The organism is Rhodanobacter glycinis, from assembly GCF_900114325.1.
Lineage (GTDB): Bacteria > Pseudomonadota > Gammaproteobacteria > Xanthomonadales > Rhodanobacteraceae > Rhodanobacter_A > Rhodanobacter_A glycinis.
In genome coordinates this window covers 195,092-214,181 of record NZ_FOSR01000001.1, presented here as the reverse complement: position 1 = coordinate 214,181, position 19,090 = coordinate 195,092, and the positions used below count along the sequence as shown (strand labels likewise).

10 protein-coding genes are annotated in these 19,090 nt (G+C 64.8%); 3 read left to right on the top strand and 7 right to left on the bottom strand.

The window, feature by feature from the left end:
- Nucleotides 1–92: 92 nt before the first annotated feature.
- On the bottom strand, nucleotides 93–2,354 hold the full coding sequence (locus BMY90_RS00945) for a thiamine pyrophosphate-dependent enzyme (RefSeq protein WP_092700537.1): 2,262 nt from the start codon (nucleotides 2,352–2,354) through the stop codon (nucleotides 93–95).
- A 361-nt stretch (nucleotides 2,355–2,715) separates the two neighbouring features.
- A complete protein-coding gene (locus BMY90_RS00940) occupies nucleotides 2,716–3,888 on the bottom strand; it encodes an acyl-CoA dehydrogenase family protein (RefSeq protein ID WP_092700534.1) in 1,173 nt (390 codons plus the stop codon).
- A gap of 224 nt (nucleotides 3,889–4,112) precedes the next feature.
- On the opposite strand from BMY90_RS00940, the gene BMY90_RS00935 reads away from it, so the two are divergent.
- Nucleotides 4,113–4,988 (top strand): DMT family transporter, encoded by an 876-nt coding sequence (locus BMY90_RS00935; protein ID WP_008214678.1) that lies wholly within the window; start codon nucleotides 4,113–4,115, stop codon nucleotides 4,986–4,988.
- A gap of 43 nt (nucleotides 4,989–5,031) precedes the next feature.
- On the opposite strand, the gene BMY90_RS00930 is transcribed toward BMY90_RS00935, so the two are convergent.
- From BMY90_RS00930 to BMY90_RS00915, 4 genes are all read right to left on the bottom strand, one after another.
- A complete protein-coding gene (locus BMY90_RS00930; protein WP_092700531.1) occupies nucleotides 5,032–5,421 on the bottom strand; it encodes a LiaF transmembrane domain-containing protein in 390 nt (129 codons plus the stop codon).
- Nucleotides 5,422–5,505: 84 nt separating this feature from the next.
- On the bottom strand, nucleotides 5,506–6,429 hold the full coding sequence (locus tag BMY90_RS00925; RefSeq protein WP_008214682.1) for a 5'-nucleotidase: 924 nt from the start codon (nucleotides 6,427–6,429) through the stop codon (nucleotides 5,506–5,508).
- A gap of 112 nt (nucleotides 6,430–6,541) precedes the next feature.
- Nucleotides 6,542–7,303, bottom strand: coding sequence for an NAD kinase (locus BMY90_RS00920; protein ID WP_092700527.1), 762 nt, complete (start codon nucleotides 7,301–7,303; stop codon nucleotides 6,542–6,544).
- Nucleotides 7,304–7,508: 205 nt separating this feature from the next.
- Nucleotides 7,509–12,431, bottom strand: a complete 4,923-nt coding sequence (locus BMY90_RS00915) for an NAD-glutamate dehydrogenase (RefSeq protein ID WP_092700524.1) — start codon at nucleotides 12,429–12,431, stop codon at nucleotides 7,509–7,511.
- A gap of 511 nt (nucleotides 12,432–12,942) precedes the next feature.
- Between BMY90_RS00915 and BMY90_RS00910 the strand changes: the two genes are divergently transcribed.
- Together BMY90_RS00910 and BMY90_RS00905 are read left to right on the top strand one after the other, a co-directional pair.
- On the top strand, nucleotides 12,943–14,175 hold the full coding sequence (locus BMY90_RS00910) for an efflux RND transporter periplasmic adaptor subunit (protein ID WP_092700522.1): 1,233 nt from the start codon (nucleotides 12,943–12,945) through the stop codon (nucleotides 14,173–14,175).
- A gap of 15 nt (nucleotides 14,176–14,190) precedes the next feature.
- Nucleotides 14,191–17,370 (top strand): multidrug efflux RND transporter permease subunit, encoded by a 3,180-nt coding sequence (locus BMY90_RS00905; protein WP_092700519.1) that lies wholly within the window; start codon nucleotides 14,191–14,193, stop codon nucleotides 17,368–17,370.
- A 333-nt stretch (nucleotides 17,371–17,703) separates the two neighbouring features.
- Here BMY90_RS00905 and BMY90_RS00900 read toward each other — a convergent pair whose 3' ends face one another.
- The gene (locus BMY90_RS00900; RefSeq protein WP_092700516.1) at nucleotides 17,704–18,864 is read right to left on the bottom strand and encodes an acyl-CoA dehydrogenase family protein; all 1,161 of its coding nucleotides are present in this window, start codon (nucleotides 18,862–18,864) and stop codon (nucleotides 17,704–17,706) included.
- Nucleotides 18,865–19,090: the final 226 nt, after the last annotated feature.

Below are 19,090 nucleotides of genomic sequence, written 5' to 3'. Positions count from 1 at the left end.
CCACCTCGTCTATTCCAACACTCGCCATTCCGGCGCAGGCCGGAATGACGAGCAGGATCATGGCGGGGCTGGATCTACAGCCTCATCTGCGCTCAGGCCAGTTTGCGCGCCGCGGCCACCACGTCTGCGTCACCCGGCAACACCAGGAAGGCCGCACCGGCCAGTGGCGTGAACGTGTCGGCGCCCACCACGCGCTGCAGCGGCGTGCTGCCGAAGCCGGCCTCGACGATGGCGGTGATTACGCCCTCGCCCACGCCGGCGCTCTTGCGCCCTTCGTCCAGCACGATGATGCGTTTGGCACTTTTCGCCTGCGCGGCGATGAATGCGTCGTTGAGCGGCGCCAGCCAGCGCAGGTCGACCACGCGCACCTTCCAGCCCTGTTCTTTTTCGATGGTGCGCGCGGCGCGCAGCGCCATCGGTACGCCATTGCCGAAGGTGAACACCACCAGGTCGTCCGCATCCGCGTCGTAGACGCGCCCTTCACCCAGGATCATCGCCTCGCCCGGCGCGGGATAGGCGAACTGCCACGCGCCGTCGCCGGCTTCATACAGATCCTTGGCCATGTACAGCGCGATGGGTTCGAGGAAAGCGCAGACGCGGCCATCCACCTTGGCCAGCGCGGTCAGCGTGCGCAGCATGGTGGCGGCATCGTCGCCACGCGACGGGCAACCAACGACGAGACCGGGAATGTCGCGCAGCGCGGCAATCGAGTTGTCGTTGTGGAAGTGGCCGCCGAAGCCGCGCTGGTAACCCAGCGATGCCACGCGCATCACCAGCGGGTTGCGGTACTGGTTGTTGGAGAAGAACTGCAGCGATGCGGCCTCGCCGCGGATCTGGTCGCCCGCATTGTGGAAATACGCCAGGTACTGGATCTCGGGAATTGGCAGCATGCCCATGTTGGCGTAGCCCTGGGCCAGGCCAAGAATGGTCGTCTCGTCGAGCAGCGTATTGAACACGCGACTGTTCTTGAACGCCTTGTGCAGGCCTTTGGTAACCGTGTACACGCCGCCCTTCTGCGCCACGTCCTCGCCGAACAGCAGCGACTCGGGGTACTTCGCCATGATGTCGTGCAGCGCCTGGCCGATCTGGATCGCCAGGTGCCGCGGCGGCTGGTTCTCCGGCAGCTTCGCCTCGCCGCCGAACGCCTTCAGCCGCGCCTCGGCGTAATCGCCACGCTCGGCCTCGGCCTTCACTTTGGCTGGCGTGTACGGCGCCAATGGCGCCATCACGTCATCCAGCCGTTCCAGCCGCGGACGACGGTCGGCTTCCTCGGCCGCGGCGAAGCAGCGCTTGCGCATGGCTTCGTACATGGCCAGCAATTCGTCCTTGTCGTACACGCCCGATTCCAGCGCAATCGCGGCCGAACGCAGCAGCGGATCGGTCGCCTCCAGCGCTACCAGTTCCTCGATCGAGCGCCACTCGATCTCGAAATCGGTACCGGCGTGGCCCATGATGCGGGTGGTCTTCAGATGCAGGAAAGTCGGGCGGCGCGTGTGGCGGCAATGTTCCACCGCGCGCTGCACCTGCGCATAGCCTTCAGCCAGGTCGAGGCCATCGGCGAAGAAATAATCGAGGTTCGAGCGCTGACGGAAATTGCTCGCCACCCAGTCGTTCGGCGTCTTCACCGAGATGCCGATGCCGTTGTCCTCGCACACGAACAACACCGGCGCAGGCAGCTTCTGGTAGGCGGTCCAGCCAGCCGCGTTGAACGCGGTCTGCGCGGTGGCGTGGTTGCTCGACGCATCGCCGAACGAACAGATCGCAATGGAATCGTCCGGCACCGGCAGCACGTGGCCGATACGCCGTGCGTGGTCGATGGCCACCGCCGTGCCCAGCGCCTTGGGCAGGTGCGAGGCGATCGTCGAGGTCTGCGGCAACACCCACAACGGCTTGCTGCCCCACACCTTGTGGCGACCACCGGAGGCGGGATCGTCCTTGCTGGCGGCGAACGACAACGCCGAATCCATCACCGGGTCCATCCCCGGCAACTTGCGGAAGCGCTCGGCCATGAAACCGCCGGAACGGTAATGCAGGAAAGCCGGATCGGTATGCCGGGTCAGTCGCGCCACCATCGCATTGCCTTCGTGACCGGACGAACCGATGGTGTAGAACACCTTGTTCTGCACGCGCAGCACGCGCGCCATCAGATCGAGATGGCGCGAGACCAGCTGCGACTCGAACAGCTCGCGAAAACCCTTGGCATCAAGCGCACTGCCCGGCAACACCGGTTCGTCGTCACGCGGCGCCGCATGTGTCTCACCCTGCCATTGCTGCACGAACTCGCTGAAGTTCTGATCGACGATTTCGGCGCGATTGAAACCCTTGTGACGTGCGGCGATAGGCGTGGTGGACATGGTGCAAGATCTTCCGTAGCGGGGCGTGCCAGGGCACGACAAAAAGGGATTATCGATCCGGGGAACCTGGCGCCGCCAGCGCAAGAGCAATCCTGTCGGCCTCGGCATGCGGGACAGCGCCAGGACGGTGCCAGTGCAGAACACCCGCAATGGGTGTTCCATACAGTGACGATGGCGTGTCGCTGACCAGCATGTCCGAAAGCCTTTGTTCACCGACCGTCGTCCCCACTCCGCGCAGGAGAGAGGGTCGAGACGAGGAAGGCTTGCGATATCTCCATGACCGAAGCACGCTTCGATGTCGGGTCTTCGCAAGATTGGCCCCTCACCCCGGCTCTCTCCCCAACGGAGAGAGGGAGACGAATCAGAACGCGTTGATACCAGTCAGCTCGCGGCCCACGACCAGCTCGTGCACGGTTTCCGTGCCTTCGTAGGTGATCACCGATTCCAGGTTCAACGCGTGGCGGATCGCGCCGTGCTCGGTGGTGATGCCGGCGCCCCCGAGGATGTCGCGGCACTGGCGCGCGATGTCGATGGCCATGCGGCAGTTGTTCCACTTGGCCAGCGACACCTGGGTGGGCGCCATGGTGCCGGCGTCCTTCAGGCGGCCGAGCTGCAACGACAGCAGCTGCGCGGTGGTGATGCGGCGCGCCATGTCGGCCAGCTTGAGCTGGACCGCCTGGTTGGCGGCCAGCGGGCGGTCGAACAGGATGCGTTCGGCGGTGTAGTCCAGCACTTCCTTGAGGCAGGCCTGGGCGGCGCCGATCGGACCCCAGGTGATGCCGTAACGGGCCTGGGTCAGGCAGCCCAGCGGCCCCTTCAGGCCCTTCACGTTGGGCAGGCGATTCGCATCAGGCACGCGCACGTTGTCGAAGAACAACGCGGAGGTGACCGAGGCGCGCAGGCTCATCTTCTTGTGGATCTGCTGCGCGGTGAAGCCCTTGGTATCGGTCGGCACGATGAAGCCCTGGATGCCGTCCTCGGTCTGCGCCCAGACAATGGCGACGTGGGCGAGGTTGCCGTTGGTGATCCACATCTTGGCGCCATTGATGACCCAGTCGCCGCCGTCCTTCTTGGCATTCGTCTTCATGTTGGCCGGATCGGAACCGCCGTGCGGCTCGGTCAGGCCGAAACAGCCGATGATCTCGCCCGCCGCCATCTTCGGCAGGTAGGCCTGCTTCTGTTCCTCGCTGCCGTAGGCGTAGATCGGATACATCACCAGCGAGCTCTGCACCGAGGCGAAGCTGCGCAGGCCCGAGTCGCCGCGCTCCAGCTCCTGGCAGATCAGGCCGTAGCTGACGCCGTTCATGCCGGCGCAACCGTACTTCTCCGGGATGGTGGCGCCGAGCAGGCCGAGGTTGGCGATCTCAGGGATCAGCTCGGTCGGGAAACGCGTCTGGTCGAAGCAGTCGCCGATGATCGGCAACACCTTCTCGTCGACGAAACGGCCCACGGTGTCCTGCACCATGCGCTCCTCGTCGGTGAGCAGCGAACGGACGTCGTACAGATCAAGCGGGTTCAGGCGCGGGGCAGCCATGCAAAGACTCCGTGGTGAAAGGGAATCTTCCGATTGTAGCTGGCCCGTTCCCATCAGGTCATGGCGGTATGCGGCATGACAGAGGTGGTTCCGTTCCACGCCCCCTTTCCCAATGGGCATCATCGAATGATGCGACGCAACACGAATCGTGCGAACATGGCGATCTTGCCATGCGTGCATGCGGTCGCGGCACGCAAGCTCGTCCCCACTTCCATCGAACACCCATGGTCAAAGGCATACTGCTGGGCTTCGCCTGCTTCGCGGCCTACGCGATGAGCGATGCCTTCGTGAAGTCGCTGCACGGTACGCTGCCGCCTTACGAAGCCGTGTTCTTCGGCGGCTTGCTGGGGCTGGCTGCGCTGCCCTTCATCATGGGCAAGGGGGATCGCTGGAGCGACGTGTTTTCCGCCCGTCGCCCGAAGCTCTGGTGGATCCGCGCGCTGGCTGGCGCGCTCGGTAATATCTGCTCGGTCACCGCGTTCACCCTGCTGCCAATGGCCGAGGTGTTCTCGATGATCTTCCTGATGCCGATCTTCGTGACCATCCTCTCGGTGTTTCTGCTGAAAGAACACGTGGGCTGGCGACGCTGGACTGCCGTGCTGATCGGTTTCGCCGGCGTGCTGGTGGTATTGCGTCCCGGCTTTCGCGTGTTGGGGCTGGGCGACCTGGCCTCCATCCTGTGCGGCCTGTGCGCGGCCATCTCGGTGGTCGCCCTGCGCATGGCTGGAACGGAAGAAAAGCGCGTATGCCTGTACGGCGCCGGCGTGATCGGCCCGCTGGTGGTCGGCGGCCTGCTGATGCTGCCGCACTTCATCTGGCCTGACCTGCACCAATCCTTTCTGCTCGCCGGCTACGGCCTGCTCGCCGCGCTGGCCGGCGTGCTGCTGATGTACGCCACCCTGATCGCCCCCGCCAATCGCGTCGCCCCCACCCAGTACAGCCAGATGCTGTGGGCCATCGTGTTCGGCTACTGGCTGTTCGGCGACAAGCTCGACTGGCCGATGCTGGTCGGCATCGTAATGATCCTGGGCGCCGGCCTGTTCACGCTGGTGCGCGAGGAAAAGAAGACCAGCTGGTGGCGGCGCACGCGGGTCCTCTAAGGCGTGACGTTTGCCACGGCATCGCAGCCGGCGCCGCCATGGATCACCAGCGGCTGCGTGAACGCTGCCGACGCGGGCCACGCACCAGCATGCACACGCCACCGTAGATAACGAACAGCGGCCACCAACGCGCCCACGACAGCGGCACGATGAACATCAGCGCCACCAGCACGATGGCGGATGCGCTGAGCAGCTCCTGCCAGACCAGGGCGTCGGCGTGGCCCAACCGGCGGTAGCGCGCCCAAGCGTCACCTAGCGGCCAGGCGGCAGCCAGCAGGATGAACCAGGCCCACCAGCGATTCCAGCCGAAGAAGGGCCAGTCGATGCCCAGGTTGCCAAGAAGGAAGAACACGCCCACCGCGATCACGGCCAGCGCGGGAATCAGTCGTTCGTGGCCACTGCGTGGCAGTTTGTCGGCATCGTCGTCGGTCATGTCCCTTGCCTCCCTGAAGTTGCCGCCACGATAGGGCGCCAACCCGGCGCAAGCCAGTGACAGGCGTCACCTCGAACGGGTGCCTCAGCGGTTGCTTACCCCGTGCGGCACGTGCCCCGTCGCCACGTGCCGGCGCGCAGATTCCACGTTGGCCGGCGAATCGTCGAAGAAGATGTCGGCACCGAAGGCATCGAGGAACGGGCCCTTGTCGCGGCCGCCGAGGAACAGCGCCTCGTCGATGCGCACGCCCCATTTGCGCAAGGTGAGGATGACGCGCTTGTGCGCGGGCGCGGAGCGCGCGGTGACCAGCGCAGTGCGGATCGGTGAGTTCTCGGCCGGGAACGCCGCCTGCAGGTGATGCATGGCGGTGAGGAAACCGCGGAACGGGCCGACCGATAGCGGCTCGGTGGCATGCTCGGTCTCGCTGCGATGGAAGGCTTCCAGGCCTTCCTCGCGCGACACGCGCTCGCCCTCGTCACCGAAGATGACCGCATCGCCGTCGAAGGCAATGCGCAGCTGCTCGCTGGCCCGCGGTGGCGCAGTGCTGGGCAGAATCGTCGCCGCCGCCACGCCGGCGGCCAGTGCGCGGCCTACGTCCTCGGCGTTGGCGGACAGGAACAGATCGGCCTTGAACGGCGCGATGTAATCGGAGGTCGGTGCGCCGCTGGTGAAAGCGGCGCGACTGATCTCCAATCCGTAATGCTGGATCGCATTGAAAATGCGCAGGCCGGTGTCACCGGAATTGCGCGACAGCAGGATCACCTCGACCGGCGGCACATCGCCCGCCAGCCGATTGAGGCCGAGCAGCTTCTGCACCAGCGGAAAAGCCACGCCCGGCTTGAGGATGTCGTTTTCGTGCTCGATCTGGAACGCACGATACGCATCCAGTCCATCGCGCTCGAACAGCGCATGGCTGTCGCCCAGGTCGAACAAGGCGCGCGAGGAAATCGCCACGACGAGGCGTTTGTCGGTCGCGGCGGCAGGATCATGGGCGGTCGGTGGATTCATGGCATCAATCTAGCGCAAGGAGCGAGGAGTGAGTGGAGAGGAGTGAGAAGTGAGAGAAAAGCGTAGCCCGCTGTCTCTCACTGCTCACTTCACGATCCTCACTTCTGCCTTTTCATTCGGAAGCGAATTGTTCGTCGAGTATGCGCTGTTCCAGATTGTGCTCCGGGTCGAACAACAGGCGCACGCCCTGCCCTTCGGCTTGCACCACGTCCACCGTGCGCACGTCGCGCACCTCCAGGAAGTCGGCGGTGGCACTGACCGGGCGCTTGCCCGGATCAAGCACGCGCAGGCTGACCCGGGTGCGATGCGGCAAGATCGCGCCACGCCAGCGGCGCGGCCGGAACGGGCTGATCGGGGTGAGCGCCAGCACGTTGGCGTCCAGCGGCAGGATCGGCCCGTGCGCGGACAGGTTGTAGGCCGTCGAACCCGCCGGCGTGGCCACCATCACGCCATCGCAGGTCAGGTTGGGCAACTTCACCGTCTCGTTGAGCTTCACCTCCAGGTGCGCGGCCTGGTTGCTCTGCCGCAGCAGCGAGACTTCGTTGAAGGCCAGCGCCTGGTGCACGTTGCCCTTGGCGTCCGTGGCACGCATGTCCAGCGGATACAGCACCGCGGTGTGCGCGCGCTCGATGCGCTCGGGCAGGCCATCGAGCCGGTGCTTGTTCATCAGGAAACCGACGCGGCCGAGCTTCATGCCGTATACCGGAATCTCGAGCGCACGATGCGCATGCAGGGTGCGCAGCATGAAACCGTCGCCGCCCAGCGCCACGATCACCTCCGCGTCGATGGCGGGCACGTCGCCGTAACGTTCGACGAGCTTGCGGCGCGCCTGCTGGGCGACGCTGGTGTCACTGGCAACAAAGGCGAAGCGCATGGGAATCGGCATGTGGCGACGGTCCAACCAGCTTACCGTAGGAGTCCGTTCACGGGCGATGCTTTTCCAGGAAGGCAATGGAAGCAACAGCATTGCCCGCGAGCGGGCTTCAACAAGTAGTGTCACGCGGGAGCGGGGCCAAAAGAAACGCCCGATGACCTTGCGGGCACCGGGCGTTCTTTACTGCACGACGATGGAAGGTTCCTCAGCCCACCGGCACCTGGGCCAGCTGCGCCAGACGGCGGACCGCGACCGAGGCGATCGGGTAGTCCGCGTTCTGGGTGAGGATTTCCGCCAGCATGCTGCGGGTGTACTGCAGCGTGGCGTCGTCGCGTTGCAGCCAGGCCTGTACCGGCGAAACACCCTTGCTTTCACCAGCCAGGGCCAACACCTGCGACGCCAGCGCACGATGCTGGTGGTTCAACTCGTCCAGCAGCGAACCGCGCGCCTGGGCGTGCCAGTGGCCTTCCACCGGCAGCGCCTCGATCTGGTCGCGCAGCCACTCGAGATCGAGCGCCTCGCCCAGCTCGTAGAACACGCCGGCCACCTTCTCCACTGGCTGACCGCTCTGCTGCGCCACTTCGACCATGTCCAGCGCGGCACGCAGTTCGGTGATGCGGGCCAGGCGCAGGGCCAGCTCGGCCGGCAGGCCCAGACCTTCCCACTTTTCCTGGCTGGACTCGAAATCGCCCTTGCCGGTGAGCGTGAGCGCACCCGGCAATGCCATGCGCAACGCGGACACGCCGATGTTGTAGCGCTCCACGTTGGCGGCGATGTCCAGCGTGCCACCGGGACGGTTGAGCAACCAGCGCGTCAGGTGGCGCAACAACGACCAGATCTGCATGATCGCGTCGATCTGCGTGCTCTCGGCTACCTTGCTGTCCTGCGCCTCGATCTGCGCCCACAGCTCGCGTGCCTCGAGGATCTCGCGCGCGGCGGTATACGCCTTGGCGATCGCCGCCGGACCCTGCCCGGTGTCTTCCTGCATGCGCATCATGAAGGTGGCACCCATGCGGTTGATCGTCGAGTTGGTCACCGCGGTGGCGATGATCTCGCGCTTCAGGCGATGGCGCTGCATGTGCGCGGCGTACTTCTCGTGCAGCGGCGCGGGGAAGTAGCGCACCAGCTCCTTGGACAGGTACGGGTCTTCCGGCACGTCCGAGGCGAGCAGCTGCTGGAACAGGCGGATCTTGTCGTAGGACAGCAGCACCGACAGTTCCGGCCGGGTCATGCCCTGCCCGCGCGCCTTGCGCTCGGTCAGCTCGGCTTCGCCGGGCAGGTTCTCGACCTGGCGATCCAGCGTGCCCTCGGCTTCCAGCGTGCGGATGAAGTGGGCCAGCGAACCGATGCGGTGCGCCGACTGGTGCTCCATCAGGGTGATCGCCTGGTTCTGGCGATAGTTGTCCCACAGCACCAGCTGGCCGACCTCGTCGGTCATCGACGCCAGCTGGGTATTGCGACCGTCGAAGCTCAACTCGCCGCGCTGCACGGCATCGTTGAGCAGGATCTTGATGTTCACCTCGTGGTCGGAGGTGTCCACGCCGGCGGAGTTGTCGATGAAGTCGGTGTTGAGCAGCACGCCCTGGTGTGCCGCTTCGATGCGCCCCTTCTGGGTGAAGCCCAGGTTGCCGCCTTCGCCCACGATCTTGCAACGCAGCTCCCCGCCGTTGATGCGGATGGCGTTGTTGGCACGATCGCCCACGTCAGCCTGCGTTTCGACCGACGATTTCACGTAAGTACCAATGCCGCCGTTCCACAGCAGGTCGACCGGCGCCTTGAGGATGGCGCTGAGCAATTCGTTCGGCGACAGGTGTTCGACATCAGGCTTCAGGCCCAACACCGTACGCACTTCCGGTGAAATCGGAATCGATTTCACGCTGCGCGGATAGATGCCGCCACCGGCGGAGATCAGCGACTTGTCGTAATCCTCCCAGCTCGAGCGCGGCACCTTGAACATGCGCTGGCGCTCGACGAAGGACTTCGCCGCATCGGGGTTCGGGTCGAGGAAGATGTGGCGATGGTCGAACGCGGCCAGCAGGCGGATGTGCTCGGACAGCAGCATGCCGTTGCCGAACACGTCGCCGGACATGTCGCCGATGCCGACGCAGGTGAAGTCCTCGCTCTGGCTGTCGCGACCCAGCGCACGGAAGTGGCGCTTGACCGACTCCCACGCACCCTTGGCGGTGATGCCCATGCCCTTGTGGTCGTAACCGTGCGAACCGCCGGAAGCGAACGCGTCATCCAGCCAGTAGCCGTGCTCGGTGGAGATGGCGTTGGCGATGTCGGAAAACGTGGCCGTGCCCTTGTCGGCGGCCACCACCAGGTAGGGGTCGTCCTCGTCGTGGCGCACCACGTCGTGCGGCGGCACCAGCTTGCCTTCGACCAGGTTGTCGGTGATATCCAGCAGACCGTTGATGAACAGCTTGTAGCAGGCGATGCCTTCGGCCTGCTGCGCGTCACGGTCGCCGCCTACCGGTGGCTTCTTGACGAAGAAGCCACCCTTGGAGCCCACCGGCACGATCACGGTGTTCTTCACCATCTGCGCCTTGACCAGGCCCAGCACCTCGGTTCGGAAATCCTCGCGGCGGTCGGACCAGCGCAGGCCACCGCGCGCCACGGCGCCGAAGCGCAGGTGGATACCCTCAACCCGCGGCGAGTACACCCAGATCTCGCGGAACGGCACCGGCTTGGGCGCGTCCGGGACCTGGTGCGAATCGAACTTGAAGCTGATGTAGTGACGCGCGGCGCCATTCCACAGCTGGAAGTAGCTGGTACGCAGCGTGGCATGGATCACGTCCATGTAGCTCTTGATGATGCGCTCGTCGTCGAGGCTGGCCACGTTGTCCAGCAACGACTTCAGGGCATCCCACAGCACCTCGACCTGCTGCGCGCGCGGCTTGGCCAACACGGCGACCATGCCGTCGATCAGCTCGGGCTTCGCCTTCTGCGTGGCTTCCGGGATCAGCGCCTTCATCTCGCGACGCAGCGCTTCGCCAGCCTGCTCGCGGGTCGCGGCGTCGAGCTGCTCGCGCTGCGGGTCGAACTTGGCGTTGAACAGCTCGATCAGCACGCCGGCGATGGCCGGGTAGCGGTTGAGCGTTTCTTCCATGTAGGTCTGCGAGAACGCGATGCCCACCTGCTGCAGGTACTTGCAGTAACCGCGCAGCACCGCCACCTGGCGCCAGTCGGCCTGCGCCGACAGCACCAGGTTGTTGAAACCGTCGCTCTCGGCCTGGCCACGCCACAAGGCCTCGAAACCGCGCTCGAAGCGCTCGGCCACATGCGCCAGCTCGAACGCCATCGGCGCTTTCGGCTTCAGCTCGAAATCATGGATGGTCAGCGGACGCTCATCACTCTCCAGCGTGTAGACATGCTCGGCCAGCATGCGCACGCCCATGTTCTCCAGCATCGGCAAGGCTTCGGACAGCGGAATCGGCGCGCCGAAGTGGATCACCTTGAAGCGCAGGCTCTGGTCGCGCGCGTCCTGGTACAACTGCACGTGCAGTGCATCGTCGGCCTTCAGCGTAGCCATGGCACGCACATCGGAAGCGGCCGCTTCGGGCGACACTTCCTCGATGTAGCCGGCCGGCAACACCTTGCCGAAACGGTTGAGCAAGGCCACGCCCTGCGCCTCGCCTAGATCGCGCACGAGATTTTCGCGCAAGCTGTCGTGCCAGTTGCGCACGATCTGCAGCAAGCGGTTTTCCAGCTCGTGCACGTCGAACACCGGCTGGTCGCCCGGGTGCGGACGCACGGTGACATGCAACCGTGCCAGCGCGGATTCGCCCATCAGCACGTTGGAATCCAGACTTTCGCCATGGAAGGTTTCGCGCAGCATCGCCTCGATGCGCTCGCGCACCGTGGTGCTGAAGCGCTCGCGCGGCACGAACACCAGGCAGGTGAAGAAGCGGCCATAACGGTCGCGACGCACGAACAAGCGGGTCTGCGCACGCTGGCGCAGTTCGAGGATGCCGGTGGAAACGGCCAGCAATTCGTCCTCGCTGCCCTGGAACAGTTCGTCGTGCGGTAGCGTCTCCACGATGTGGCGCAGCGACTTGCCCGAATAGGCATCGCGCTTCAGGCCGGAACGCGACAGCACCGCTTCCACCTTGTGACGCACCAGCGGCACGTCCTGCGGGCGCGCCATGTAGGCATTGGAGGAGAACAGGCCGAGGAAGCGTTGCTCCGAGACCGGCTTGCCAGCGGCGTCGAACTGCAGCACGCCGATGTAATCCATGTGACCGGCGCGATGCACATGCGAGCGCGCGTTGGTCTTGGTCAGGATGATCGCGTCGGTGGCGCCGGAATGCGGCAGCTCGCTCGCCGCCAGGGTGCGCAGCGAACGCGGTGCCACCGAGCGCTCGCGACCGCGCAGGATGCCCATGCCCGACGCATCGCGCGCGCGCAGCACGCGGTCGCCTTCCGCTTCGGTCACTTCATATTCGCGGTAACCGAGGAAGGTGAAGTTGTCGTCGGCCAGCCAACGCAGGAATTCCGACGCCTCGTGCGCCTCTTCCGGGTCCAGCGCCGGCTTGCGCTGCGGCAGTTCCCCGGCGATCGCCAGCATCTTGCTGCGCATCGCGGCCCAGTCGTCCACGGCCAGCCGCACATCGTCCAGCGCCGCTTCCACGCCGGCGCGCAGTTGTTCCTGCGCAGCCTGGTCGGCCAACGGGTCGATCTCGAAGTACATCACCGACTCGGCATGGCCGGCCGCATCGTCAAAGCGCTGCAAGCGCCCCGCAGCATCACGCACTGCCTTGAGTACGGGATGGATCACCACGTGGATCGACGTGCTGGCCGAAACCACCATGCTTACCGTGTCGACCAGGAACGGCATGTCGTCGGTCACCACCTGCAACAGGTGACGGCCACCGACATCGGCGGATACCACCCGCACGGAAGCCCGGCCCGGCTCGCGCTGCTGCACGAAATCGAGCAGGCCGGCGATCAACGTGGCCCAGGTCGCCGGCGCGTGCAGCGCGCAATCATTGGCGGACACCCGCGCGAAAAAGGCGCTGATAAAAAATTGCGCCTCATCAAGGCGCTGGGTCGGGAAACCGCTTTTTTTCAGTTCCTGGAAAACTTCGGATGGCAGGGGAACGTCGCTAGCCGCACGGATCGCATTCATGGCACTCAACTGTCAGTGGAAACGGAATGGGTGAGAGCAAAAATCCGTTAAAGGATACGCCTCGACATTCCGCTTATCCATAAGACGCGCCATGCGTGGGCGCATGGCAAACGCGTTCCCGAAGATCCATCGCGACGACATCCGGACACGTCGACGTTGCACCCACGCGACTTGACTTGCGCTGTCACCACGAGGCGACGCCCCCCACCCGCACGCATCGTGGCGCCCGTCGTTCACCTGCGGTTTCGTATCGCATGCCGCTACCCGCGCCGTGAGGCTTTGCGCAACGCACATGGGACTGGATTCATGCACGCGACAAATTGTAAACTGGTCGGTATAGTCTGCTGCATCACCACGCCTGACGAGCGTGGTTCAGACTGTATTCGACGAAGCACGACGAACGACACGTGACGCGCAATTCCCGCGCGACGAAGATGGCGAACGTCATGCGTTGGACACAGCGTGCGCAGACGTACCCCCACCCGTTAAAGAAGCCTCAATTGGAGCTCACATGAAGTCTTCGTCATTGCGCACACCCGCGCTCTGCCTCGGCCTGCTGGCGTTGGCAGCCTGCAGCAAGGGCAAGCAGCAGGGAGCGCCGCAGATGCCGCCGCCGCAAGTCGGCGTGATCACTGTGCAGCCCCAGAACGCACCGCTGACCAAGGACCTGGTCGGTCGCCTGTCCTCCTATCGCAGCGCCGATGTGCGCGCCCGCGTCGCCGGCGTGCTGCTCAAGCGCGTGTATACCGAAGGCAGCGAGGTGAAGAAGGGTCAGTTGCTGTTCCAGATCGACCCGGCCCCGCTGAAGGCCACCCTGCGTGCCGCGCAGGCATCGCTGGCCCAGGCCCAGGCCACCTACACCAACGCCCACGTCAACGCACAGCGTTCGCGTGAGCTGGCGCCCAAGGGCTACATCTCCAAGGCCGACCTGGACAATGCGCTGGCCACCGAGCGTACGGCCGCCGCTTCCGTGCAGGCCGCACGCGCCGACGTGGAAACGGCACGCATCAATCTCGGCTATGCCAACGTCACCTCGCCCATTGATGGCCGCGCCGGCCAGCAACAGGTGACCGAGGGTGCCCTCGTCGGCAACGGCACGGCCACCCTGCTTACCACGGTCGACCAGCTCGACCCGCTGTACGTCAACTTCAGCCTGAGCGTGTCCGAGCTGGACCAGATGCATCAGGCGCAGAGCAAGGGCAACGTTAGCCTGAGCCAGACCGACAAGGCCAGCGCGCAGATCACCCTGCCCGACGGCACGCCGTACAGCGAGCCCGCCACGCTCGATTTCTCCGACACCGCGGTGAACCCGTCCACCGGCGCGGTGAACCTGCGCGCCCTGGTACCCAATCCGCAGCATCGCCTGTTGCCGGGTATGTACGTCACGCTGAAGGCCAAGCTGGGCGAGCACCACAATGTGTTCGTGATTCCGCAGGCCGCGGTGCTGCGCGACACGGTGGGCGCCTACGTGCTGGCGGTCGGTGATCAGGACAAGGTCGTGCGCCACGACATCAACGCCGTATCCATGAGTGGCAGCGACTGGATCGTCAACAGCGGTCTTGCCGCCGGCGAGAAAATCATCGTGTCCGGGATCCAGAACGTGCATGAAGGCATCGCCGTCAAGGCCACGCCATGGCAAGCCCCCAAGGCAGCATCGAAGGGCGCGCCCGCCGGCGCCGCCCCCAGCGGTGCAGCCCCTGCCGCCACCGCCAAGGCTCCGGCCGGCGCGGCGCACGGCAAGTAACGGAGCGCATACGACATGCCGAGTTTTTTCATCGACCGCCCGATTTTCGCCTGGGTGGTGGCCATCCTCATTTCGCTGGGCGGCATCCTCTCCATCCTCAATCTGGGCGTGGAGTCGTATCCCGATATCGCGCCACCATCAGTGACGGTCACGGCCACGTATCCGGGCGCCAGTGCCGACACCACCGAAAAGACGGTGACCCAGGTCATCGAGCAGCAGCTCACCGGCATCGACCACCTGCTGTACTTCAGCTCGTCGTCCAGTGCCACCGGCCGCGCGCAGATCACGCTGACCTTCGAAAGCGGCACCGACCCCGACATCGCCCAGGTGCAGGTGCAGAACAAGGTGGCGCTGGCCACCCCGCGCCTACCGTCCGAGGTGACCCAACAGGGCGTGGTGGTGGCCAAGGCCAACGCCGGCTTCCTGATGGTGATCGCGCTGAAGTCGGACAATCCGAGCATCGACCGTGACCGCCTGAACGACATCGTCGGTTCGCGGGTGCTGGACCAGATTGCCCGCGTTCCGGGCGTCGGTAGCACCCAGCAGTTCGGTTCCGAATACGCCATGCGCATCTGGCTGAACCCGGACAAGCTGCAGGGCTATGGCCTGTCGGCCACGCAGGTGCTTGCCGCGGTGAAGGCGCAGAACGTGCAGTTCGCCGCCGGCTCGCTCGGTTCGGACCCGGCCATCCCGGGCCAGGGCTTTACCGCCACGGTCTCCACCGAGGGCCGCTTCACCACGCCCGAGCAGTTCAAGAGCATCATCCTGCGCGAGAACAGCGACGGCACCGCGGTAACCCTGGGCGACGTCGCACGGGTCGAGTTCGGTCCGAACAATTACGGCTTCGACACCCAGTGGGACGGCAAGCCGATCGGCGCCTTCGCGATCCAGTTGCTGCCCGGTGCCAATGCGCTCAACGTGGCCACCGCCGTGCGCGCCAAGATGGCCGAGCTGGCACCCAGCTTCCCGCAAGGCGTCAGCTGGTTCAGCCCGTACGACAGCACTGCCTTCGTCACCATCTCCATCAACGAGGTGGTGCACACGCTGGTCGAGGCGATCATCCTGGTGTTCCTGGTGATGCTGCTGTTCCTGCAGAACATCCGCGCCACCATCATTCCGACCCTGGTGATCCCGGTCGCGTTGCTGGGCACCTTCCTCGGCATGCTGGTGCTCGGCTTCACCATCAACCAGCTGACCCTGTTCGGCATGGTGCTGGCCATCGGCATCGTGGTGGACGACGCGATCGTGGTGATCGAGAACGTCGAACGCATCATGACCGAGGAAAACCTCTCGCCGAAGGACGCCACGCGCAAGGCGATGGGCCAGATCACCGGCGCGGTGGTGGCGATCACCGTGGTGCTGGCGGCGGTATTCATTCCGTCGTCGCTGCAGCCGGGTGCCTCGGGCATCATCTACAAGCAGTTCGCGCTGACCATCGCGATGTCGATGGGTTTCTCGGCGTTCCTCGCGCTGTCGTTCACTCCGGCACTGTGCGCCAGCTTCCTGCAGCCGGAGCACCACAAGAAGAAGAACGTCGTTTTCCGCAAGTTCAACGAGTTCTTCGACTGGACCACGCACACCTACACCGGACATATCGGCAGCGCGGTGAAACACGCGCCACGCTGGATGCTGGTGTTCGTGATCATCGCGGTGCTGGGCGGCTTCCTGTACACGCGCCTGCCCGGCAGCTTCCTGCCCGAGGAAGACCAGGGCTACGCGCTGTCGGTGATCCAGTTGCCGCCAGGTGCCACCAAGCAGCGCACCAGCGAGGTGATGGCGCAGATGCGCGCGATCCTGAAGAAGGATCCCGCCGTGGAAGGCGTGCTGCAGGTGACCGGCTTCAGCTTCATCGGTTCCGGCGAAAACGCGGGCATGGCCTTCATCAAGCTGAAGGACTGGGCCAAGCGTGACGTCACCGCGATGCAATTCATCCAGCGCGCCAACATGCAGCTGCACAGCATCAGCGATGCCCGCATCTTCGTGGTGAACATTCCCACCGTGCAGGGTCTGGGCCAGTTCGGCGGCTTCGACATGTACCTGCAGGATCGCGGTGGCGCTGGCCGTGACGCCCTGACCCAAGCCCGCAACATTCTGCTGGGCAAGGCCAGCAAGGACCCGGTACTGACCGGCGTACGCCCCAACGCACTGGAGGATTCACCCCAGTTGCACCTGGATGTGGATCGCCTGCAGGCGCAATCGATGGGCCTGTCGGTGGGTGACATCTACAACGCGATCAGTCTGATGCTGGCACCGGTGTACGTGAACGACTTCACCTACGGCGGGCGCGTCAAGCGCGTCATCATGCAGGCCGACGCGCCCTACCGCATGGGACCGGACGCGTTGCAGCACATCTTCACGCCCAGCAGCACGCAGACCAACGCCGACGGCACGCCGGCGATGATTCCGCTGGCCAACGTGGTGCATTCGCAGTGGGAAGTGTCCTCGCCATCGCTGACGCGTTACAACGGCTATCCGGCCGTGGAAATCGTCGGCTCGCCAGCGCCAGGGCATGCCTCGGGCGAGGCGATGAGCGAGATGGAGAAGATCGTCAACAACGACCTGCCGCGTGGCTACGGCTATGACTGGACCGGTCAGTCGTATCAGGAAATCCTGTCCGGCAATGCCGCCACGCTGCTGATGGTGCTGTCGATCTTCATCGTGTTCCTGGCACTGGCTGCACTGTACGAGAGCTGGTCGATCCCGGTAGCGGTGCTGCTGGTGGTGCCACTGGGCCTGCTCGGCGTGGTGGTGTTCACCCTGCTGCGCGGCCTGCCCGATGACATCTACTTCAAGATTGGCCTGATCACGGTGATCGGCCTGGCTGCGAAGAACGCGATCCTGATCGTCGAATTCGCGGTGGCCGAACAGAAGTCCGGGCGTACCTTGCGCGAAGCCACCGTCGACGCGGCCCGGTTGCGACTGCGCCCGATCCTGATGACCTCGCTGGCGTTCATCCTCGGTGTGTTCCCGTTGTTCATCTCCACCGGCGCGGGCGCCAACGCCCGCCACGCCATCGGTACCGGCGTGATCGGCGGCATGCTGTTCGCCACCTTCCTCGGCGTGCTGCTGATCCCGGTGTTCTACATCGTGGTCCGCCGCCTGCTGGGCGACAAGCTCGACGGCGATGACACCCCGCAGACGGCTTCCGGCACGGGCATGCAGTCGTTCGACTCCGACCCGCGACGCGAGCATTGAAGGCAGGAGTGAGTGGAGAGGAGTGAGAAGTGAGAGAAAAGCTCGCCTCACTTCCCTCCGCCGCAAGACACCAACAAAAAGGCCCCAGCGCAAGCCGGGGCCTTTTTGTATCCGCATGCTTGCATGCAAACCGGCACGAGCGGCTTCAGCCGCGATGCTCTCCAAGATGCTGGACGCCACGCCAAAGCATCGCGGCTGAAGCCACTCCTACAGAGCCAAGCAAAAGGCCCCGGTTCACACTGGGGCCTTTTGCAACCGTGTCATGCTGCAGCACAAGCGAGAAAGTGCGAGCTTTCTCTCACTCCTCACTCCCCTCCACTCACTCCTCGCTCTTCAGCGCAACCCCGTCTCGTTGCGTGCAATCACGATGCGCTGGATTTCGCTGGTGCCTTCGTAGATCTCGGTGATCTTGGCGTCACGGAAGTAGCGTTCCAGCGGCAGTTCCCTGGAATAGCCCATGCCGCCATGGATCTGCACGGCCTGGTGGCTGATCCACATCGCCGCTTCGGACGCGGTGAGCTTGGCCACGGCGGCCTCGGTGCCGAAGCGGCCACCGTTCTTTTCCGCCTCGCCCTTGGTCCAGGCCGCGCGCAAGGTCAGCAAGGTCGCGGCATCGAGCTTGCACTTCATGTCGGCGATCTTGGACTGAGTCATCTGGAACGTGCCGATCGGTGCACCGAAAGCCTTGCGCTCGCGCGACCATTCCAGCGTCGCCTCGTAGGCGGCACGGGCGATGCCGACAGCCTGCGAGGCAATGCCGATGCGACCGGCATCGAGCACGCCCATCGCGATCGAGAAGCCCTTGCCCTCGGCGCCCAGCAGATCGTCCTTCGAGCAGACGTAGTCGGTGAATTCGATTTCGCAGGTGGCCGAGGCGCGAATACCCAGCTTCGGCTCGGTCTTGCCGGCGTGGAAGCCCGGCTTTTGCGTGTCGATGATGAAAGCCGACACGCCCTTGGCGCCAATGCCCGGCGTCGAGATCGCGAACAGCACGATGTAGCGCGCCACCGGACCGGAGGTGATCCAGCTCTTCTTGCCGTTGATGACGTAGTCGCCATCGGCATTCTTCGTGGCACGGGTATGCATGGCCGAGGCGTCGGAGCCGGACTGCGGCTCGGTCAGCGCGTAGGCGCCAATCGCCTCGCCCTGCGCGATCGCACGCACGTATTTCTGCTTCTGCTCCTCGCTGCCATGCTTGAGGATGCCGTTGCAGAACAGCGAATTGTTCACGCTCATCACGGTGGCCGTGGCCGCGTCGGCCGCGGCGATCTCGATCATCGCCAGCACGTAGGCCACCGGGTCCATGCCCGCGCCGCCGTACTCGTGCGGCACCTCGATGCCCATCAGGCCGAGCTGGCCCATCTCGCGGATGTTGTCCAGCGGGAACTCGCCCTTGGCATCCAGCTCGGCCGCCACCGGCGCGATGCGCTTCTGGGCGAAGTCACGGGCAATCGACTGGATCGACAACTGGTCTTCGGTAAAGCTGAAATCCATGGGAGACTCCGGCAACGTCAAATGGGGAAGGGAAAGCCGCCCATTCTAACGGCAGCCCCGCTCGAACCCTTGTGCGCATGCAGCAGAGGGCGAGAAGTGAGTGAAGGGCACGAAGCCCAAGGCTCTCTCTCGCTCCTCACTCCTCTTCACTCACTCCCGGCTCTTGACGCAGCGCGGGATGGCGCCTAGCCTTGTAAATCTCTTTATCGCGATAGATGGATAACAC